Annotated in this window: 16 protein-coding genes; 10 read left to right on the forward strand and 6 right to left on the reverse strand. The window is 55.3% G+C overall.

Annotated features, from left to right (window positions below; genetic code table 11):
- The first annotated feature begins 31 nt into the window (after positions 1 to 31).
- The 3 genes from ACVW16_RS26425 (at position 32) to ACVW16_RS26435 (ending at position 3,478) form a co-directional block, all read left to right on the forward strand.
- Complete coding sequence (locus ACVW16_RS26425) at positions 32 to 1,573, forward strand: lipopolysaccharide biosynthesis protein (RefSeq protein WP_456802493.1); 1,542 nt, start codon at positions 32 to 34, stop codon at positions 1,571 to 1,573.
- Between the two features lie 87 nt (positions 1,574 to 1,660).
- Complete coding sequence (locus ACVW16_RS26430; RefSeq protein ID WP_456802494.1) at positions 1,661 to 2,683, forward strand: polysaccharide pyruvyl transferase family protein; 1,023 nt, start codon at positions 1,661 to 1,663, stop codon at positions 2,681 to 2,683.
- 96 nt (positions 2,684 to 2,779) lie between these two features.
- Positions 2,780 to 3,478 carry a class I SAM-dependent methyltransferase gene (locus ACVW16_RS26435; RefSeq protein ID WP_456802495.1) on the forward strand — a complete coding sequence of 233 codons (699 nt, stop codon included), beginning with the start codon at positions 2,780 to 2,782 and terminating at the stop codon, positions 3,476 to 3,478.
- Between the two features lie 82 nt (positions 3,479 to 3,560).
- On the opposite strand, the gene ACVW16_RS26440 is transcribed toward ACVW16_RS26435, so the two are convergent.
- The 5 genes from ACVW16_RS26440 to ACVW16_RS26460 all read right to left on the reverse strand — a co-directional run bounded on the left by ACVW16_RS26440 (position 3,561) and on the right by ACVW16_RS26460 (position 8,996).
- On the reverse strand, positions 3,561 to 4,856 hold the full coding sequence (locus ACVW16_RS26440; protein ID WP_456802496.1) for a glycoside hydrolase family 16 protein: 1,296 nt from the start codon (positions 4,854 to 4,856) through the stop codon (positions 3,561 to 3,563).
- A gap of 46 nt (positions 4,857 to 4,902) precedes the next feature.
- Positions 4,903 to 5,883: a glycosyltransferase family 2 protein gene (locus ACVW16_RS26445; protein WP_456802497.1), complete on the reverse strand. Its 981-nt coding sequence runs from the start codon at positions 5,881 to 5,883 to the stop codon at positions 4,903 to 4,905.
- Positions 5,884 to 5,985: 102 nt separating this feature from the next.
- Positions 5,986 to 6,774, reverse strand: a complete 789-nt coding sequence (locus tag ACVW16_RS26450) for an FkbM family methyltransferase (protein ID WP_456802498.1) — start codon at positions 6,772 to 6,774, stop codon at positions 5,986 to 5,988.
- Positions 6,775 to 6,798: 24 nt separating this feature from the next.
- The gene (locus tag ACVW16_RS26455) at positions 6,799 to 7,782 is read right to left on the reverse strand and encodes an NAD-dependent epimerase/dehydratase family protein (protein ID WP_456802499.1); all 984 of its coding nucleotides are present in this window, start codon (positions 7,780 to 7,782) and stop codon (positions 6,799 to 6,801) included.
- Positions 7,779 to 8,996: a glycosyltransferase family 4 protein gene (locus tag ACVW16_RS26460; RefSeq protein WP_456802500.1), complete on the reverse strand. Its 1,218-nt coding sequence runs from the start codon at positions 8,994 to 8,996 to the stop codon at positions 7,779 to 7,781. Before ACVW16_RS26460 ends, ACVW16_RS26455 begins: the two co-directional genes overlap by 4 nt.
- 330 nt (positions 8,997 to 9,326) lie before the next feature.
- Here ACVW16_RS26460 and ACVW16_RS26465 point away from each other — a divergent pair, with 330 nt between their 5' ends.
- On the forward strand, positions 9,327 to 9,740 hold the full coding sequence (locus ACVW16_RS26465) for a hypothetical protein (protein WP_456802501.1): 414 nt from the start codon (positions 9,327 to 9,329) through the stop codon (positions 9,738 to 9,740).
- A gap of 46 nt (positions 9,741 to 9,786) precedes the next feature.
- Here the strand turns inward: ACVW16_RS26465 and ACVW16_RS26470 are convergent, their stop codons facing one another.
- Positions 9,787 to 10,791, reverse strand: coding sequence for a glycosyltransferase family 2 protein (locus ACVW16_RS26470; RefSeq protein WP_456802502.1), 1,005 nt, complete (start codon positions 10,789 to 10,791; stop codon positions 9,787 to 9,789).
- 152 nt (positions 10,792 to 10,943) lie between these two features.
- On the opposite strand from ACVW16_RS26470, the gene ACVW16_RS26475 reads away from it, so the two are divergent.
- Genes ACVW16_RS26475 through ACVW16_RS26500 form a run of 6 tightly spaced genes read left to right on the forward strand, consistent with a single transcriptional unit; the run spans position 10,944 to position 19,819 of the window.
- Positions 10,944 to 11,912 (forward strand): UDP-glucuronic acid decarboxylase family protein, encoded by a 969-nt coding sequence (locus tag ACVW16_RS26475; RefSeq protein ID WP_456802503.1) that lies wholly within the window; start codon positions 10,944 to 10,946, stop codon positions 11,910 to 11,912.
- Positions 11,909 to 12,892, forward strand: a complete 984-nt coding sequence (gene galE / locus ACVW16_RS26480) for a UDP-glucose 4-epimerase GalE (protein ID WP_456802504.1) — start codon at positions 11,909 to 11,911, stop codon at positions 12,890 to 12,892. Before ACVW16_RS26475 ends, galE begins: the two co-directional genes overlap by 4 nt.
- A gap of 12 nt (positions 12,893 to 12,904) precedes the next feature.
- Positions 12,905 to 14,068 (forward strand): glycosyltransferase family 2 protein, encoded by a 1,164-nt coding sequence (locus tag ACVW16_RS26485; protein ID WP_456802505.1) that lies wholly within the window; start codon positions 12,905 to 12,907, stop codon positions 14,066 to 14,068.
- Positions 14,065 to 16,965, forward strand: a complete 2,901-nt coding sequence (locus tag ACVW16_RS26490) for a glycosyltransferase (protein ID WP_456802506.1) — start codon at positions 14,065 to 14,067, stop codon at positions 16,963 to 16,965. Before ACVW16_RS26485 ends, ACVW16_RS26490 begins: the two co-directional genes overlap by 4 nt.
- A complete protein-coding gene (locus tag ACVW16_RS26495) occupies positions 16,944 to 17,948 on the forward strand; it encodes a glycosyltransferase family 2 protein (RefSeq protein ID WP_456802507.1) in 1,005 nt (334 codons plus the stop codon). The genes ACVW16_RS26490 and ACVW16_RS26495 overlap by 22 nt, the downstream gene beginning before the upstream one ends.
- The gene (locus ACVW16_RS26500; protein WP_456802508.1) at positions 17,948 to 19,819 is read left to right on the forward strand and encodes an ABC transporter ATP-binding protein; all 1,872 of its coding nucleotides are present in this window, start codon (positions 17,948 to 17,950) and stop codon (positions 19,817 to 19,819) included. Before ACVW16_RS26495 ends, ACVW16_RS26500 begins: the two co-directional genes overlap by 1 nt.
- Positions 19,820 to 19,857 lie beyond the last annotated feature (38 nt).

Raw genomic sequence — 19,857 nt, forward strand, 5'->3', positions numbered from 1 at the left:
CAGCCAGTGACCCGCACGCGATTGTTCCGGTATGACCGACGATGCATTCGTGAACGGGCCATCTGATCCCGCTCCTGGCGGTATGAAGCATCTGCTGGCCAAGGGAGCATTTTGGATCGCAGCTACGCGGGCCTTGGTTAACCTCATTGGTTTCATCAGCATGCTTTTTCTGGCGCGGTTTCTCGCGCCGGCAGACTTTGGCGTGGTCGCAATTGCCTCCACAATCAGCTCTATAGTCCTTGCCGTCTCGGAGTTGTCACTGTCATCTGCGCTCGTCTATCAGAAGCAGCTAACCGAAGATCATTTTCATACTGCTTTCACTTTGAACCTGCTGCGGGGAGTCGGCTTAGCTGCGATCATTCTTGGTCTCGCATGGCCCATATCGAGGCTCTATGGGGATTCCCGCCTCGTTGGCATCATGGTCGTGATCAGTACGTCAGCCGTGATTGGAGGGTTGCTTAACCCCAAATTGATTGTCTTTTCGCGGAAGCTTGTCTTCCGGCAAGAATTTGTACTTGGCGTCTCGCAGAAGCTGATTGGTTTTTCTGTATCTGCTATTGTTGCTGTCGAATATCAGAGCTACTGGGCGCTTCTTGCCGGTATCGTCGCGACGCAGGCCGCAGGCACGGCCCTTTCATACTTCCTGGTCTCCTACCGCCCCAGCTTTCGTCTGAGCAAAGTACGGGATCTTCTGTCGTTTTCGGTCTGGCTAACGCTAGGGCAGGCCATAAACACCCTAAACTGGAAGTTCGACCATCTGATCATCGGATATTTTCTCGGAAATACGACGCTTGGCTACTACACGGTTGGCGAAAACCTCGCTCTGCTGCCGACGCGAGAAGCAACCTTGCCAATCTCGCAGGCACTCTTCCCTAGCTTTGCTAAACTCAACCACGACTTGCCTCGCTTGCGGAATGCCTTTCAGCGAGCGCAGTCCTTGCTTTGTGTCCTAGCATTTCCTCTGGGCTGCGGTTTCGCTCTGGTGGCCCGTCCCTTTGTTGAACTCGCGATGGGCTCGCAATGGACGCGAGCCATTATGGTCATTCAGTTACTATCATGCATCTTCGCGATGCAAACTATGATCTACGGTTTGCAGCCGCTAGCCATGGCTATGGGACAAACGCGCGAGCTCTTGCAAAGAGATCTGATGAACATTGCGGTCAGGGTGCCATTCATCCTTATGGGTTTGCTAACCTACGGCTTAGTGGGCATAATCCTGGCTCGTTGCGCGAGCGGATTGATCAGCATTCTGATTAGTATGATGATGGTTCGTAAGCTTCTTGGAATTCCTATTCTAAGTCAGTTCGAAACAAACATTCGGCCGGGTATAAGTGTCGCCGTAATGGCAGCCGGGGCATACGTCGTGGGCCAGTACTTCAGTATTGGAACAGGCGCCGCGTTCCTCATCAGCAAAATCATCGCGGTCGTAATTTCCGGAGCTGCTATCTACACCCTGTCACTTAGTGTTCTCTGGTGGATCATGGGCAAGCCCAGGGGGGCCGAGGAAGAGCTTTTTAACGCCGTCGCCAAGATTGGCAGGGTACTAATTGGCAGGGTTGGATTAGCAGGCTGACACTCTGCGGACGAAATCGCCCTGATGGGTGTTCCAGATCCCAGCTGCTTGTGGCCAAACCCGGTTCGGGTAACTTGAAGAGCTAAGATGGAAACGGGAAAAAAAAGACTTAAAGCTGCGGCTTTAATTGAAAGTTTGCGGTCAGAAATCGACAGAGTTGTTTCTCCGCATCTCTCCGGAATTCAGGAATTTGCGCTAGTCGATTTTCCCGATCATCCGAACGTTGGTGATAGCGCAATTTGGCTGGGTGAGGTTCTTTTTCTTAGAGGGAAACTCGGCAAACTTCCGTCTTATGTGTGCACCTATGATAGTTGGTCCGAAGAGGAATTCTTAAGAGCCGTGCCTAACGGACCCATCCTCTTTCACGGAGGCGGCAACTTCGGTGACATTTGGCCAGCTAATCAGTTGTTTCGCGAAAAGATCCTATCTCGCTTTCCGGACCGACAAATAATACAGATGCCTCAAACAATACATTTTTCATCCGAGGCGAGTCTAGAAAGAGCCGCAAAGGTTATAAATGCTCACGAGCGCTTCGTCATTCTCGCGCGAGATGACCGTAGCGTTCAGGTGGCTAAGAACGCGTTCAGTGCCGCTGTTCTCCTTTGTCCCGACATGGCATTTTGCTTAGGTCTGCAGGATCGAAGCTCTCGACAGATAAGAGATTTGCTGCTGCTGCTGCGGACAGACATAGAGTCTGGCGACACCAAAATGGGGGTACCGCTTCCCGACCTTGCGGCGGTACAAGACTGGCTACATGAGCGCCCTGGGCTTCGCACGACATTAGTCTGCAAAGCATGGTTCCAAACACTGCTTTCCGCAAGGAGTCCGGAGGTTGATATCCGAGTGCAGTTGTATCAAAACTTGGCGGAAAACCGAGTTGGTCGTGGATTGCGACAGTTGGGCTCATCGAAGTATGTGATCGCCGACCGTTTGCACGCGCATATACTTTGCGTTTTGCTAGACCTTCCGCACACCGTCATCGACAACAACTATGGAAAGATTGGCGAGTTTATGGATACTTGGACCAACTCCTTTGAGAAGGTGGTTGGCCCGGTTCAAACGCTCGATGAAGCGATTCAACTTTATCTCGCACAAAGGACCGCTGCTTAAGGCAACGCACACACTGGCTCGCTTGGGTATTTGCTTTAATGCGTCGTTGATGTAACGTAGGTCCGTTAGCGCTTGATATGCGCTAGGCCACAATTATTGGGGAAAGCGTTGCGAAACTCCTCAAGAACTTGGCTGTTTCGCGAGAACGCTCTGTTTGCGGCGGGCGTTTTATCCGGCGCGAGAGTGCTCGATGCCGGAGCCGGCGATCAACCATATCGACAGCTTCTCGCTCATTGCGAATATGAGGCTGCGGACTTTGAAAAAGTTGACAAGCCTTACGCAAAGTCGACGTACGTATGCGACTTGGCATCTATTCCAGTGGAAGACGATAGGTATGATGCAGTTCTTCTGAATCAAGTCCTAGAGCATCTGGCCGAGCCCCTGCCAATTCTGGTCGAACTCAAGCGTGTGCTAAAGCCCGGCGGAAAAATGATCTGTTCGGCCCCCCTCTTTTACGAGGAGCATGAGCAGCCATACGACTTCTACCGATACACTCAGTTTGCGTGGCGGCACCTGGTGGCCAAAGCAGGCTTGGAACTCATCGAGTTGAAATGGATGGAAGGCTACCTAGGTACGGTTGCATATCAGCTCGAGACCGCGGCGAAATATCTCCCTAGCCGGCCTCAAAATATATCTGCAGGCATTTTGGGTTGGGTTTGCCTTCCGCTACTTGCCTGCAGCAAGGTTCTTTTCTACGTGATCGCATCCATCTTCTATCGTTTAGATGAGCGTCAGAGATTCACGAAGAGCGGATATCCTAAGAACTATATCGCGATAGTACGCAAACGCGCTTAGTTGGGTCACGTCGGCCGGGCCGGCATTCAATTCACGACATGCGAACGAACAAGAAACCGTCGCTCGACCTGTCGTTTCGTGTTCAACAAAACTGGACAACCTTGACACCCGCGACGAGCATGCGCGCGGGAAAGGCCGTTGGATCGCGCGGTTCACCTACGAGCCCGCCAACTGCGACGTCCAGTAACATGAACCATGGGCCCGCGCCGACCAAGTTCGGCATCGCACAGTAGGGCTTTCGGTTGAAGTAATAGACGATCTGTTTCTCGCCGATGAGGCAGCCAAAGCGGTTGAAGCGCTCGAAGATGTCAGCCTCTGGTTCGACCCGACGCAGGGGAACCGAGGTACCGTAAGTTTCGTGTCCTTTTTCTCCCCCCCGCCAATGAATGCTCGAGGTGATAACGTCCGCGGCGTGGGTTGGCGAACTGATGAAGGCTTCAATGACGTCAATCTCCGGCGGCCACGCGTCGTCAGCGCGCAGCAGCCACAGCGCGGGCCAGCTTCCCGCGACTCTGGCCAGTTTCACTTCGAACTCGACATAGCTCCCGATGGTGATGCGATTGAAGAGGGTGCGAGACGTTATCATGGCGGCGGAGTAGGCGAAGGGAACATCCTTCTCCCATGCGTGGACCAACTTGCCTCCATTGCCGTCTGAGAGGCCGCCGGCAAGGTATTCCGCCTGAATGTATCGACATCCGGTGAATGGATCGATGCCCCACACCTTGGCTTCCGGGTTCAGTGCTGGGTCTGCGTAGTAACCCGCTTCCTTATTGCCGATTTGCTGTCGTGTCCTTGCAAGGCGACTCTGCCAACACGCTCTTCCATCTGGGCGAAAGCCGCTGTCGCTCGCGAAATCCGGTTGGCGGAGATCATCTGCAAAAGCGATGGAGCCGCCGCTGGGCAAGGACGGCAATGGGATCGTGTCGATCGTCAAGGCGAGGGACGTCGGAACATCACCGGACGTTATCCGGGCGGTGCGGGTTGCATAGGCTCGCACCGGATAACCGAAGTCGGCAAGCCGGAGGTCGATCGTCTGGTCAGGGCCAAGCGGGCGACCGAGCTGGAGTTCGATGACCTTGTGTTGCTCGCCGGGATGAAAAATCAAGTGGCCAGGAGATGCGGCAAGCTTGGTAGTGCTTAGCGTGGTACCGGGTCTTTCCTGGACCCAATATTCTACAACCATGGTGTGAGGGGCAGGGACGCTCAATCCAATGGGCACGCGCGCCAGGAGGCTATTCCGGCCTATGATCACGTCGATCGTTGAGACGGTGATTTGGGTGTCCGAAATGGGAGGAGGATGGGGCTGGTCCTGCGCATGCAGCAAGGCGGACGTGGCGTCCGCTGCCGCGAGGACCATCGCGGCTGCGCCCTTCAGCAAATCTCGTCTCGCGGCGAATCTTCGCATACGCGCGTGCTCGGGGTGATTAGCTGCTGGCCCGGCGTATTCGCAGCGGCTGGCCGACGGCAGTTACCAGCGACGCAACACCCTGGAATGCCAGCACCATGAGGCAGACAGGTGCGCCCAGCAACAGCAGTTCGTAACGGCCTTTTGATCGCGCATATTTTGCGGCGTAAGTCATCTCCAGCCGTAAGGTGCGCAGTCCTCGCCATCCACGTCTATTCCAGGCGGTTCTCAGCCACCGCCAGGCAACCGTGGCACGTGTATCCCGGCGAAGGATGTATTTGGCATAGAAGCCGCCCCGCCCGCGGTCATAGGAATCGAGCAATGTGGGCACGTCGGCTTCCAGCCGTCCATGGTCATGTTGTACGAGCGGGCGCGGATCAAAGCGACCATCGAAGCCCGCCCATAAGACCGCCGTAACTGCGTCAATATCTTCACACGGAAAGCGCGTTCCCGCACCCAATTCGGGATCTATGCCGCCTATCTTTTCAAGGGCCTCCCGCCGAAAGGCAAGATTGGCGCCTTGCAACATCCCGGCTCGCACGAAGGTGCGTCGCGGAAACGCCCGGGGGACTAGTCCCTCTTCGATGGTAACTCTCGCATGCTGCCGGTTATAGAGGAGGATGCGCCCCCCCATGGCTCCGACATCTGGATGCTCTGAGAACGCTGCTATCCAGGCATCGACGTAGTCGGGAGAGGGGTAGCAGTCGTCGTCGGTGAAGGCCACGATCTTGCCGCGTGAAGCTTTGAAGCCCTCATTGCGAGCAGCTCCCAGTCCGATGCACTCGCAGTAAATCAGCTTGGAAGCCGGATCGCCGGCAAGTTCATCTTTCAGCACGCGCGCAGTATCATCAGTAGACGCGTTGTCGACCCAAATGATCTCGTAGCTGCGCTCCGTGTGCAAGGCGCGCAATGCGTCGAGCGTGCCCGATAGCCGGCTGCCGCGATTGCGCGTGCAGATTACGATTGACAAGTCAATTTCCCGATGTGAATCGTTGTCCAACACGACGGTCCTATCTTGCCAACCGCGCTTCCTGCGCCATCATGTTAACGTGACAATGTTTGGAGTGAAAAGTCAGAACGTGGCTCCGAACACAATTGGAGGCTATCGCGCAGCGTGAATATCAAACCACTCGGCTAACCCTCGTGTCGCGAACCGCGCGTCGATGTCTCTCAAAGCTTCCCAAGTGCGTTTCACACGATCAAAAGGATGCCATGGCCCAGGCGTGTCGTCACCGAATGGGCCTGATGATCCGAGCTGAAATTTCCATCCATTCTTGGTCTCGACGCCGAAAGTTTTCTTAGTCGCATATCGCAAGGCCCGATTAAAGAAAGTTGGCAGACGATAGCCCACCGACATCGAGAGCGGTATTGGTTGCGCTCGCGTGACTTGACTGATGATCTTGTACTTTGTGTAGCCCAACTGCCGCAGAAGCTCTAAATCAGTGTCGGCGTCTGGATGAGACATCTCAATCGACACGAACGAAGGAGTTGTTTCTGGCGTAAGGTCAGTAAGACATAGCCTATCATTACCCTCAATATCAATTTTGCAATAGTGCGGAACTCCAAATTCCCTAATGACGCTCGCGAATCTTTGAGCGGGAATGGTCACAGATCGATGAGGCGTGTCGTTGCGTGAGGCTATTTCTTTGTTGAATGAAGACCACTCTGAAATGTCCGACACCCAAAAGTCCAGCTGTCCCTCGGTCGCTGCGATTCCGGCATTTAGCAAGATGTATTGGTGCTCGCGGATTTCCTTTGCGAACCGATCTTTCAACCGATCGACAAGGGCTGGGTTGGCTTCTATTCCGAGAACCCGATAGCCGAGCGAAAGGTAGTACGCAGAATCTGCGCCGTCATTGACCCCCACATCATAGATCAGTGCACGATCCACCAGTCTTGCTCCGTCGTGGCGGCACTAAGCCGCGGCCCGCTTGTTATTCCTATGGACTTGTCGCTCGATCCAGTCATAGGTCTTCTCTAGGCCCGAACGCAGCGTTGCGGACGGCTTCCAGCCGAGCTTCTGTCCGATCAGCCGGTTGTCCGAGTTGCGGCCGCGCACGCCGAGCGGTCCGGGGATATGCTTCTTGTGAATTCGTTTTCCGGCGATATCGGCGACGATGTCGACGAGCTGATTTATCGTGACCATCTCTTCCGAGCCAACGTTAACAGGGCCCTCGAAGTCGGACCGAGTCAGGCGGATCGTGCCTTCGAGGCATTCTTCGATGAAGAGGAAGGAGCGCGTCTGGGTGCCGTCGCCCCAGATCTCGACCTCACCACCATTGGTAGCCTGGGCAACCTTGCGGCACACCGCGGCTGGGGCCTTCTCCTTGCCGCCGTCCCAAGTGCCTTCCGGCCCGAAGATGTTGTGATAGCGCGCGACCCGATTGCGCATGCCGTGGTTGCGATTATACGCAAGGTAGAGACGCTCCGAGAACAGCTTCTCCCAGCCATATTCGCTGTCGGGGTTCGCCGGATAGGCGGAATCCTCGGCGCAGTTCGGATTGTGTGGGTCCATCTGGTTGTGTTCGGGATACATGCAAGCGGAAGAAGAGTAAAACATCCCGCCTACGTTCCGCTTCTGGCATGCATCCAGCATGTTCAGATTGATAGTCGCCGAATTATGCATCACGTCGGCGTCATGCTCGCCGGTGAAAATATAGCCGGCACCGCCCATATCCGCGGCGAGCTGATACACCTCGTCGAAGCGCCGATCTGCAATTTGGCGACAGAAATATTGATCGCGGAGATCGCCAACGGCGAAATCATCGGCTTCGGTTTCGGCAAAGGGCGGAAATTTCAGGTCGACGCCGCGGACCCAAAAACCTTCCCGCTTTAGCCGTTTCACAAGGTGTCCGCCGATAAACCCACCGGCACCGCACACCAGGGCAGTCTTAGTCATGAAGTTCCCTTTCTCGCATCTCTCGCGTCGATAGCATATTGAAACACGGTCTCAAAACGATCGGTCACCCGCTTTATGTCGTAATTGTTCAACGCAAAATTCCGACCACTTTCGGCCGCTGAGGTGCGCAAGGCATCGTCCTTCATCAATTGAATTGCGGAACGCAAGAAACCTCCCTTGTCCGTCGGATCGACGACAAGGCCCGCTCCGTTCTTGCGGACCACTTGGGAAGCAAGATTTTCAGCTGGTGCCGCCAGCAATACCGGGCGTTGAGCGCAGAAATATGACTGCACCTTGGAGGGAACAGAAAACATGCCGGCATCCGGTTCGATCGTGGCAACCGTCACGTCGGACGTTGCAAGAACTTTGGGCAGATCAGCGAACGGTTGCAGCGGCAATAGGATCAGATTATCGATCGATTGCTCGTTCTTTGCCCGCTCGAGCTCGGAGACGCCCACGCCTTGGCTGACGACAACAACATTTGCCCGCCCCTTTACCTGCTTGGCAAGTTCGACCAGCAACTGCGGATTATGTTTCAGAGCGAGCGTACCTGAATAGAGGAAGTTGAATGTGCCGGCGAGCCCGTGACGTTGTGCCCAGTCATTGTCCTTTGGGAGGGGGGAAATCTCGTTCAGCGCGCCCCAGTTCTCGATGGTGAAGACGTTGTCTTTGGCGCTGCCCCATTTCTTTGCAATGTCGGCGAAGGAGTCGGTGATCACCACGATGGCGTCCGAATTGGCAAACTGCCCGCGCTCGAGAAACGAATAATACCCGCCGATCGCGGCGCCGACGGCGCCCATCTTTTTTCGCAGCAACTTTGACGCGGCGATGCTGTAGAAATCCTGAACCCAGAACACGAAGGATGCGCCGCTTTTGCGGGATGTCTTCACAATCGTCGATTGAGCTTCGGTGGGCGTATTTCCCGAGATGACGAGGTCAGGCCGGAGCGACAGAATAAGTTCTGCAACGGCCTTGCCGTAGGCGACGTCGTCAAATCGCCGTTTAACGAAGGAAGCCTTGTCGTATGGACGCGGCAGGCTCACTCCCTTGAAGGACAGGCCGACGGGGTCAGAGGGGGAACGATGAAGACGCCCCTTGGGGCCATGATCGCCGTGGAAATAAGCGTGAGTAACCTGGTGTCCTCGCGAGGCAAGCTCGCGGCTCAGATCGACCTGGAAGGGGTGGCCGGCATAGTCATGGACTAGAATCTTCAATGGACACCTACCGGACATGCGAATTCGTTGTTTGCCAATTGGAGGTACATGGCCCGTCACCCTTTGATTGTCTACGGGAGACTCGCTTAACCGTTAATAGCGGCAGAAATTTTGCATCCCCACGTACTTTATTGGTTCCGACCCCCCAGCGGAGCGATCGATCCCAGGGTGGCAAAACCATTTCGTGAGTTGTTTCAGTGCATTTGATCCTTGCTCTTTTGTCTTGCCCGCGACTACCGTCACTTGTTCGCGATCAACGTCGCCCAATTCCTCACCTGAAACGGGATACTGGCCAGCATCTCTGACCGGGATTCCTCTTTAGAGGCCATCATGCTTTTCAGAGTCTTGCTTGGTGCATTCGCAGCATGGATCTACGCGTACGGTGACGCGTTAGCCGAACCCATGACCCTTGATTTTTCTTGGGAGGGCGCGAGGGGCTGCATCACACTTTTTCCGAATCCTGAGATCCGCTTCAAAAACGTGCCTCCAGATGCCAAATTGCTTCTGCTTACGCTGTCGCAAGGGACCAGGGAAATGGGCGGCCAGGAAATCGCTATGCCGGCAGACGGCATTCTGCCGTCTGGGAGCATTCGAACATTCGCTCCTTGCAGGACGGGCGTGTATCAATGGACTGCGGTGGTAAAATCCTCGAAGGGCGAGGTCTTGGGCGAAGCTCGCCGAGCTCGCGTCTATCCAACCGATGAGCTCGCGTCCGAAAAAACATTACGAAGTGATAGCAAATGATTGTGAGGCAGCAGCCATCGGTCTACCCCGATGTGCGAGATGCCCTCTAGTTGTTAGATCGGCTGAATTGTTTTTGGTGGTTAGCATGCCGAGGTGCCGGAAGGAATTTGCTAGATGGAGTTAGAGCACCCGTTTGAACCCACCTTAACGCACGTCGGGTGATGCCGGCAAATAGCCAAACCAGGGACGCCGTGCCCGTCTGAAGGCTGCTGCGCGACAGCTTTGTGATTAGCTCTAGTGCATCACCAAAGTGTCCTTGTTCGATTGCTCGCAGGGCTAGAGAGCAGGCAAGTATCGCCTCGCCACGCGCAAACTGGCCCGCAAGCTCCGGATGCGTTTGGCTAAACTCCATCTCTACCATCCGACGCGACCTCATCATCTGTCGAAAATCATCTGACATTGAGCCAGCGGAGATGCGGTAACCGATCAAATATTCCGGTACCACAGCTATCTCGTATCGCTCTGCAATCTGGAGATATAGCTTCCAGTCTTCGCACCCTTGGCCTCCGCGGGAGCGCAGCGACTCGTCGAAGCCACCCGCGCCAGCCAATGCCTCTCGCTTTATCAGCGCATTGCTTCCGCTGATGACGACGTTGCCCAGACACATTTCCGCAAAGATACTGCCTTCCTGACGTATTGGCGGAGCAGAACCGGTAACGTTGCCGTCATCATCGATCCAACAGCACCACGCGTACACGAGCGCGGTTTCCGGACCGCTTGCCTCAAATCGCTCGATTTGCCGTTCAAGCTTTGTGGGGTACCAGAGATCATCGGCATCAAGCGTGGCTATAAAGTCTCCCTGTGCATCCGCAATGCCGCGATTGCGCGCGGACGCCACTCCGCCGTTCTGTTTGTAGATATACCGGACTCTCGAATCAAAACGCATAAGAGCGGCCGCAACCGCCCTCGTCGAATCCGATGAGCCGTCATCCACTATGATAATTTCTATATTCGCGTAGGTTTGATTCAGCGCGCTGACTACGGTCTCATGGATCGTGTCCGCAGCATTGAAGGCTGGCACGACGATCGACACAAGCTTGTTGGTCAGCACGCTTTGAGAACACGCCATACTGGTTTAATGCTTAATCGCAATTGAACTGTACTATTGAAAGCAACCCAATAAGACTTTATCGGGAAGCCGTTTAAATAGCGACGATTGTACGACATTAGAGTAAATCACGAATAATTACAAAGGGTTGTTCCGTGCCGAGTCAAAAGAAGCGTGTATTGGTAACCGGTGGTGCGGGATTCCTGGGGTCGCACCTGTGCGAAAAGTTAGTTAGCGCTAAACACGAAGTTCTTTGTGTCGACAACTTCTACACTGGCTCCAAAGAGAACGTGAGCGGCCTGCTGAAATGTCCTCATTTTGAGCTCATGAGACATGACATCACGTTTCCCCTGTATGTCGAAGTAGACGAGATCTATAACTTAGCCTGCCCGGCCAGCCCGGTTCACTATCAATACGATCCCGTACAGACGACGAAGACCAGTGTGCATGGGTCAATCAACATGCTGGGTTTAGCGAAGCGCGTTAAAGCGAAAATCCTGCAGGCCTCAACCTCGGAAGTCTACGGTGATCCCGAGGTGCACCCGCAGAACGAGGTCTATTGGGGCAGGGTAAATCCAATAGGTCCGCGCTCCTGCTATGACGAAGGCAAGCGTTGCGCCGAGACGCTATTTTTCGATTACAGGCGGCAGCACAATCTCTCGATCAAGGTCGCGCGCATCTTCAACACTTATGGTCCGCGGATGCAACTCAATGACGGGCGGGTCGTGTCAAACTTCATCGTGCAGGCTCTCACCGGCCGGCCGATTACGATTTACGGCGACGGCAAGCAGACCCGTTCTTTCTGTTACGTCGACGATCTGATCGATGGTCTCGTGCGGCTAATGGGCACGGGCGACGAGATGACCGGACCGATCAATCTCGGAAATCCTGTTGAGTTTACGATGATGGGACTTGCCGAGACTGTCATCGAACTCACTGCGTCGAAGTCCTCGATCGAGTTCAAGTCACTTCCAGCCGACGATCCAAGACAGCGACAGCCCGACATCGGCCGAGCGCGCGATACGCTTGGCTGGTCGCCATCGGTCCAGCTGCGCGACGGTCTTGGCAAGACGATCACGTATTTCGACAACTTGCTGCGTGCACAACGCGATGGTGCCGCATGAGAAGAACCGTTCTCGTTACGGGCGGTGCCGGTTATGTCGGGTCGCATTGCTGCAAGGTGTTTGCCAATGCCGGATGGACGGTAATCACTCTCGACAACCTTTCACGTGGATGGCGAGAGGCCGTACGGTGGGGGCCGCTGATCGAATGCGACATCCGGGATGAAGCGCGGGTACGCGGCGCGCTGGAGATCTACAAGCCGGATCTCGTTGCCCACTTTGCGGCTCTCGCCTATGTGGGTGAATCTGTGGCCGATCCTGCAATGTACTACGCCAACAATACCGCCGGTACGCTGGCTTTGCTCGATGCAATGCGCGCAACGGGATGTCTGCGTCTGCTGTTTTCCAGCACGTGCGCAAGTTACGGAATTCCGGACCGGTCGCCAATCGACGAGACGCATCCGCAGAGGCCGATCAATCCTTACGGCTGGTCCAAGATGATTATCGAGCGCATGCTTGAGGACTATGGCAAAGCCTATGGTCTTGCATCAGTCTCCTTGCGATACTTCAATGCTGCGGGAGGCGACCCGGACGGCGAGATCGGCGAACACCACGAGCCCGAGACACATGCCATTCCGCTGGTGATCGAAGCCGCGCGCAACCCGCACCGGCCCTTTACGGTGTTCGGAACAGATTTTCCGACGCCCGACGGCAGTGCAATTAGGGACTACGTTCATGTCGTCGATCTGGCGCATGCGCACCTGCTCGCCGGTGAGATGCTTCTTTCCCGGGCGGGGACTCATGTCTTCAATCTGGGGGCTGGGGTTGGAACGAGTGTGTTAGAACTAATCGAGGCGGTGAGGCGCGCGGCAGGACACGATCCTGTCGTTCGACTTGGTGGCCGGCGGGCGGGAGATCCGCCAATGCTCGTAGCGTCCTACGCCAAGGCCGCGCGGGAGCTTGGTTGGCGGCCGCAACGCTCGCAAATCGATTTCATCGTTGAGACCGCGCTCAGATGGCGGGATCGCCGTTCTCCCTGCTGACGAGGTGTCAAGATGGAATACTCTGACGCCGTTGAAGGCCTACCGCTAGGACCAGGTGTCAAGCACGTCGCCGTGAGATCGCCAGCCGATATTGCCGGGTCGAAGCCTGAAGAGGGGATGACCGTCTTCTGGTATGGCGATCGACCAATTGGTCACGTCATAGTGTACAATGGTGAACGGACCAATTCGAATATCGATCATATAGACTTCGGCTTCCTCTCCGCCATCGAAGCTGAAGCCCAAAAAAAGCACGTGCGTGCTCTCTCGGCGAGCGTCGTAGTCTGCACACGTGACCGGCCTGCAGAACTTCAGACTTGCCTGTCAACTCTACCAATGCAGAGCTGTCCTCCCCGAGAAGTCATCGTGGTGGACAATGCATCCAGAGATCAGCGAACTCGAGACGTCGCTCTGGCAGCAGGGGTGATCTACATCAGGGAGGATCGGCCGGGGCTTGACATCGCGAGAAACACAGGAGCCAAGCGCGCGACAAGCGAGATCGTTGCGTACACCGACGATGACGTAATTCACCATCCGCGTTGGCTCGAGCAATTGGTTGGCGCCTTTGATACGCCTGAGGTCGCCGCGGTTACGGGACTGGTCTTGCCTGCAGAGTTGGCCACTGAAGCCCAGCGTCATTTTGAGACTTACTGGAGCTTCATCAAAGGGTATCAAAACAAGGATTTTGATCGTCAGCTCTTTGTTACCTATAGACGTCGGGTTTTTCCGTCCTGGGATGTCGGAGCGGGGGCGAGCATGGCCTTCCGAAGGGATATCTTTGACAGCGTGGGTCTGTTCGATGAGAGGCTAGACGTAGGCCAAGCAGGTTGCTCCGGAGATTCAGAGTATTGGTATCGACTGCTGGCGAATGGCTACACCTGTCGGTATGCCCCGGCATCAATTGCATTTCATTTCCATAGAAGGACGATCGAAGGTCTGGCGAGTCAAATCTACCATTATATGCGTGGTCATTCCGCTGCTCTCATGGTGCAGTACGAATACACTGGGAACAGAACGAACCGTTTACAGGCCTACTACTACACGCCCCGGTGGTATGCCGCTCGCTTGCTTAGCAAGCTTCTCCGGCCAAACAAACCCGGCAATCGGTTTCTCAAGGAGGAATTGCTCGGATATTTGGCTGGCCTTCGCTTTTACAATGAGCGGCGACGTCGTAAATGACTTCCAATCGACTCGTTTCGATAATCATTCCCGCGCACAACGCGGAATTGACGTTGGGCAGAGCGCTTGAAAGCCTGATTGCACAGAGCGACGGGAACTGGGAAGCGTTGCTTATTGACGATTGTTCGACCGACCGAACGCCTGTCATTATCGCTGAATTCGCTGCGAAGGATCCTCGCTTTGTTGCTTCAAAGGTAAACGTCAGGAGTGCTTCTGCCGCCCGCAATGTAGGTGTATCCAATTCCCGCGGCGAAAGGATCCTGTTTCTGGACAGTGACGATTGGATCGAGAGAAGCTTTCTCGCAACTCTGAATGCTGCGCTCGATGCGAATACGGACGCGGTGGCGGTCTATTGCAATTATTGTCGCGTGTTTCCGGATGGAAGCGAATCCCCTGTCCGCGGCGATGCCAGGATCCAAGAGGATCCGATTGCCGAATTCAACCGAACGTGCGCAACCGTTATTCATAGTGTGTTGGTCAGAAAGCGTGCTGTCCTGGGCGTGCAAGGGTTCAATACGGGCCTGCAAACCTGCGAGGACTGGGACTTGTGGCAAAGAATAGCCCATGCAGGTGGAAGGTGGATTCATGTCGACAAGAAGCTGAGTTACTATTGGGCAAGTGATAGTTCGCTGACGCAGGACATTGATCAAATGCTTGCGGATGCTCGTACCGTAATCGAGCGTGGATATTCGAGCTCGGGGGCGCGCGATCCGTTTTCATCGAATGATTCACGTGTAGCCTATGCGTATTTCGCCTTGTGGTGTGCTGGATTTGATTGTGGTCGTGGCGGCGGGAGCCGCGCTGTTGAGAAGATGCTTGGCGCATGGCCGCAATCGGGCGCTTCGAGCGATGCGGTAGTCAATATCCTGCTTGACTCGGTAATGGTGGGGACCCGGCTCGTTCCCGCCAAGCTGGCTTGCCATTGGAATCGATATGGAGCTGCCATAACAGACTTGATCGAGGCGATGGGAGTGGCGTGCTGCAATCCCGTATGGACGCGCAAGATCCAGTATGATTTCGAACGCAAGATCTTGGACTATGACAATCTCGAATCGCCGCGCGGGTTGTCGCTGACCCTCGGGGTCAGAGTTGACCTTCGCTGGCTGCCTCGAGTCGAGCCAAATGGATCGATCGATCGGCTATATATCTATCTTTGCGACGGTCGGCACATCGTTCGGTTATTGGATGTTGGCGTACTCGGGGCCGTCGGGGCGGAGTACTGGACGAGGCTGATTACTGGCTACTTGCGCTCTCGCTCTATACAGCACGACGCCAGCAAGGCTGCCCGGTTGAAGCTTGGACTGTATGAGCGCGTGTGGCGTCGATTGTCTCTCGAAGCTGACGCCAGGAGCCACGTTCGACAGCTTGGTGAGTTATTCGGGAAGATTGCGGGCGAGATCGGTCCTTTGCCGAAGACGGATGTCCCTTTAGTGGTTGACCGCCCTCAACGAGGAAAAGAAACTGGTCGGGATGTTCCGCGCGAGCGCTTCTGGGAGCAGCTGTTTGAAGAGGAAGACCCCTGGAACTACCATTCAGAGTATGAGGAAGAGAAATATCGAAAACAGCTGGAGTTGTTGCCGAACCCGCTTCCGGAGAAAGCGCTTGAGCTGGCGTGCGCAGAGGGACACTTTACCGACCTTCTGGCCCCCAGAGTGAAGCACCTCATTGCGTCGGATATCTCCAGCAAGGCTCTTGCGAGAGCGCATAGCCGGTGCGTTCGTCATTCCAATATTGATTTTATCAGGCTTGATCTTTCCAGCGAGAGCCTGCCCTCCGATATGGATCTGATTGTTTGCTCAGAGGTGCTCTATTACTTGGCTGACGAGAGCGAGCTCAAGTCAGTCATTGAAAAGCTTGCAAAGAGTCTGTGCCCAGGCGGCTACCTCATAACGGCTCACGCCTTCGTGCTTAAGGACAATATGACACGAACTGGGTTCGATTGGGAGAACCCATTCGGCGCGGAAAAAATCGCGAGCGTTGCTGGAGCAGTTGCGGAGCTGACGCTAGACGCATCAATTCAAACAGAACTCTATCGAGTTGACAGGTACAAGCGACTTAGCGCCCCTGAGTCCGCGCCCGCTGCACATATAGCCACAGCGGAGATAACGGCTGCCATAGAGCCAGAAGTTGCCCGATTCATATTGTGGGACGGCGCCGCGGCGCGCAGATCGGTCGTTCTCCAGACAGAGACGCGACAACGCCTTCCGATCCTAATGTATCATCGGATTTCCGACGATGGTCCGACGGAGCTTTCGCGTTTCCGCGTTCGTCCGGATGTGTTTCGGGAGCAGATCCTATGGCTTCGGCGCAATGGGTATCACGCGATAACTTCCGAGCAGTTGGCGTGGTTCGTGAATAACAAGCACCCGTTTGTGGGACGCCCGGTCCTCATTACCTTCGACGACGGCTATCGGGATTTCGCTGAGCGCGCGTGGCCGGTGTTGCGCGCGAGCGATTTCACAGCCGAGGTGTTTGTCGTGACCGAGAAGGTCGGAAGGACTGCAGATTGGGATCGCGAGTTCGGGCCAGGCGCGTCTTTGCTAAGCGAAGTCGATATAGTCGAGCTCGCGGCCGAAGGTGTCGGGTTCGGAAGTCATCTTGCAACGCATCCAAGAAATGATGGACTCTCGACTCGTGAATTGGCGGATGAGTTGCTTCGCTCTCGCCTGCAGTTGGAAAGATGGCTATCGCGACCAGTGACCTCTCTCGCACCTCCGTTTGGTTTGATGGATGATCGCTTGAGAGTGTTGGCGGCCGAGTGCGGTTACAAGACGATTTTCAATACCTCGAACCAGGTTGCAAGCCTCTCCGATGATCTGCTGGATTTGCCGCGATTAGAGGTGAGGGGCGACCTCACGGCGGAGGAGTTTGGCGCTTGGATGAAAGGCTTCCAATGACGAGGGCGGAATACCTCGTGAGTGTTGTCGTACCGGCGTACAACGCTGAAGCGACGATTGACGAGACGCTGCGGAGCGTTAGGTCTCAATCGCACAACAATCTGGAGATCATCGTCGTTGACGACGGATCTGTCGACAAGACGGTCGTCGTAACCGAGAGCCATGCAGCGCAGGATCCTCGGATAAGAATTGTTAAGCAGGACAATCAAGGCGTGGCGGCCGCCCGGAACCGAGGATGGCGTGAGGCACGCTCGGATTTCGTTGCATTCGTCGACGCTGACGATCTTTGGGCTCCGAGGAAGATTGAGCGACAGCTCAATGCACTGATCTCCGGGGGAGAAGATGTTGGCCTCGTCTACAGTTGGTACGTACTGATTGACGACAAGAGCGCAGTCATCATGAACGGCGCGCCAGCTCGATGCACAGGGGATGTGCTTCCCGACATCTTCATGGGGAACTTTATCGGAAACGGAAGTGCAGCTTTGGTGCGCCGGAATGCTCTGCTCGCCGCGAATGGATTTGAGAGCGGGCTTCGTGCCGCCGGTGCACAGGGATGCGAGGATTTTCTGTTTTATTGTCGCGTGGCCGAAATGTACCACTTCGCTGTCGTTCCGGAGTATCTCATTGGTTACCGATACCTGCCCAACAATATGTCAAGCAATCTGCCCCGCATGTTGCGCTCCTGGATGCTTGTTGCGGACGAAATGCTGACAAGGCATCCGAGCCGTTCGGACCTGTTGAATAAGGGGATTCGAAATTACGGAAGTTGGGTGCTGCTTCGCGCGGTGACGTGTGGGAATGTGGCGCACTTTTCCGAGGCGCTGCAGTTGCTCGCCCGAAAAAACGGAAAGCTTGCGCTCAAAGTTCTTTGCTGTGACTTGCCCCGCGACGCTCTTGCCCTCGTGCTACGAAAGTTGCGGGAGTTCTGGAGCGGTAAAGCTCGACAGTTGAATTTGCAGTTTACCATCGGTAATCCAGGCTGATGGCAGAGCTCAACAACGACGTGAAAACATTTGCAGCTCGACGTGCGACGGTTGCGCTACTGCTTCGGTTGCTGCGGCTGGCGAGTCTCCCTCGTTGGGTGACAGCAATGCTAGTTGCACTCGGGCTCGTATCTTCCCTGGCTGAGACGGTTGGCATTACACTTGTGCTGCTATTCTTCTATCTGGCGATGGGACAAGTCGAGCTTGCCACGTCGACCGGTGGCCTGTTGGGGCAAACATTGGGGCATGCCGCCCATTGGCTGAGCAGCCCGAGGTTGACCGCTGCCGTCATATTCTGTCTCATCGTTATTCGGGCCTCCCTTGCTTTCCTTCACTCTCTGATCAGCGCTCAAGTCGGAGAAAAGATAAACGAGTTTGCACGGAATGCTGTACATCGTCGATATCTCTCAACGTCATACCGTTTCTTTCAGAAGCACGACGAAGCTCAATTGATGGAGGTGCTTGGGACGGAGACCTGGCTGATCTCTGGCGCCTACGCCAGTTTCACAAAGATCGTTGTCAGCATATGCTCGATTGCACTGTTTACCTCTTTCCTGCTTGGTCTTTCAGTAAGCATTACGATTGCGGCGGTTCTGGCATCCTTGGTTGTCTCGACTGGATTGCGCAGCTTGGCAGGTCCGGTACGTGTGCTCGGTGCGGAGGTGAGGCGAATCCATCAGCAGCTCGGTGAACGTATGCTCATGACGCTGCAGGCGATGCGCACTATACGGGCTTACGGCCAGGAGCGGATTCACCAGAGACGGTTTGAAAGTGCATCGAGCGAAGCCCACCGAGCCAGCCTTGGACTCGCGAAATTCGCTGCATTGGTGTCGCCACTCACAGAGACGGGATACCTGCTGGTGCTTTGTCTTATTATCGCCCTTGCAAACGCGCTGAGCATTGGTTTTGCGACCACTCTTACAGCTGTTGCGTTGCTCTATAGATTGCAGCCGCATATACGGGAGCTGGAAGGCAACTTGTTGTATCTGGCGCAGATTGAACCTCAATTGCGGTCCATCTACAGCATGTTGACCGCGGATGACGATGAACCGCCGCGCTTGGGGCATATTGGGGTCGGGTCGTTCTCGCACGAGATCTCCTTTGAGGAGGTTAGCTTTCGCTACCGACCGGATGGCGCGATGGCTCTGGATCGTGTCAGTTTTCGGATCCCTGCCGGCAAGACCACGGCACTTATCGGTGCCAGCGGCTCCGGCAAAACAACGATCGTCAACCTGCTTCTCCGTCTCTATTCAGCGGATGCAGGCGCAATTCTCATCGACGGCTCTCCTTTAGAAGAGTTGCGTCGAAGGGACTGGCTGAGCATTTTGTCGGTGGCCGGGCAAGACATCGACCTCATTGAGGGGACGGTTATTGACAATGTTCGCATGGCGAATGAGTCTGCGTCGCACGCGCAGATCCTCGAGGCGCTTGCCGTGGCAAGCATCTCGGACTTCATCGAGAGTTTGCCGGAGAAGTACGATACCTGGGTCGGGCAGCAGGGCCTGAGATTTTCCGGCGGACAGCGCCAGCGCATTGGGCTCGCGCGAGCTGTGCTTCGGAATCCGCAATTCCTGATCCTTGATGAAGCGCTGAGCGCGCTGGATAGAGATCTAGAGGAAAGCGTGAGGCGAGCGATTGATGCCAGATTCTCGGATCGAACTATACTCCTGATCACTCATCGGCTCGAAACAGTCGTTGACGCGGACCACGTGATCTGTGTCGATGCTGGAAGGGTGAGCGCTGAAGGATCTCCGTCGGACCTCCTTAGAGATTCTGATAGTCCGCTTTTCAAGGCGCTCATGGGTCGGCGAGCGCTAATCGAGCCAGCCGGTTGGCCGTCGAACGTTGGAAGGCAAGGCAACCGCACGTGAATCCTTGCCTTTCGACCATCCCTCGACAGTCCCACTTG

Source organism: Bradyrhizobium sp. USDA 4474 (assembly GCF_054057515.1).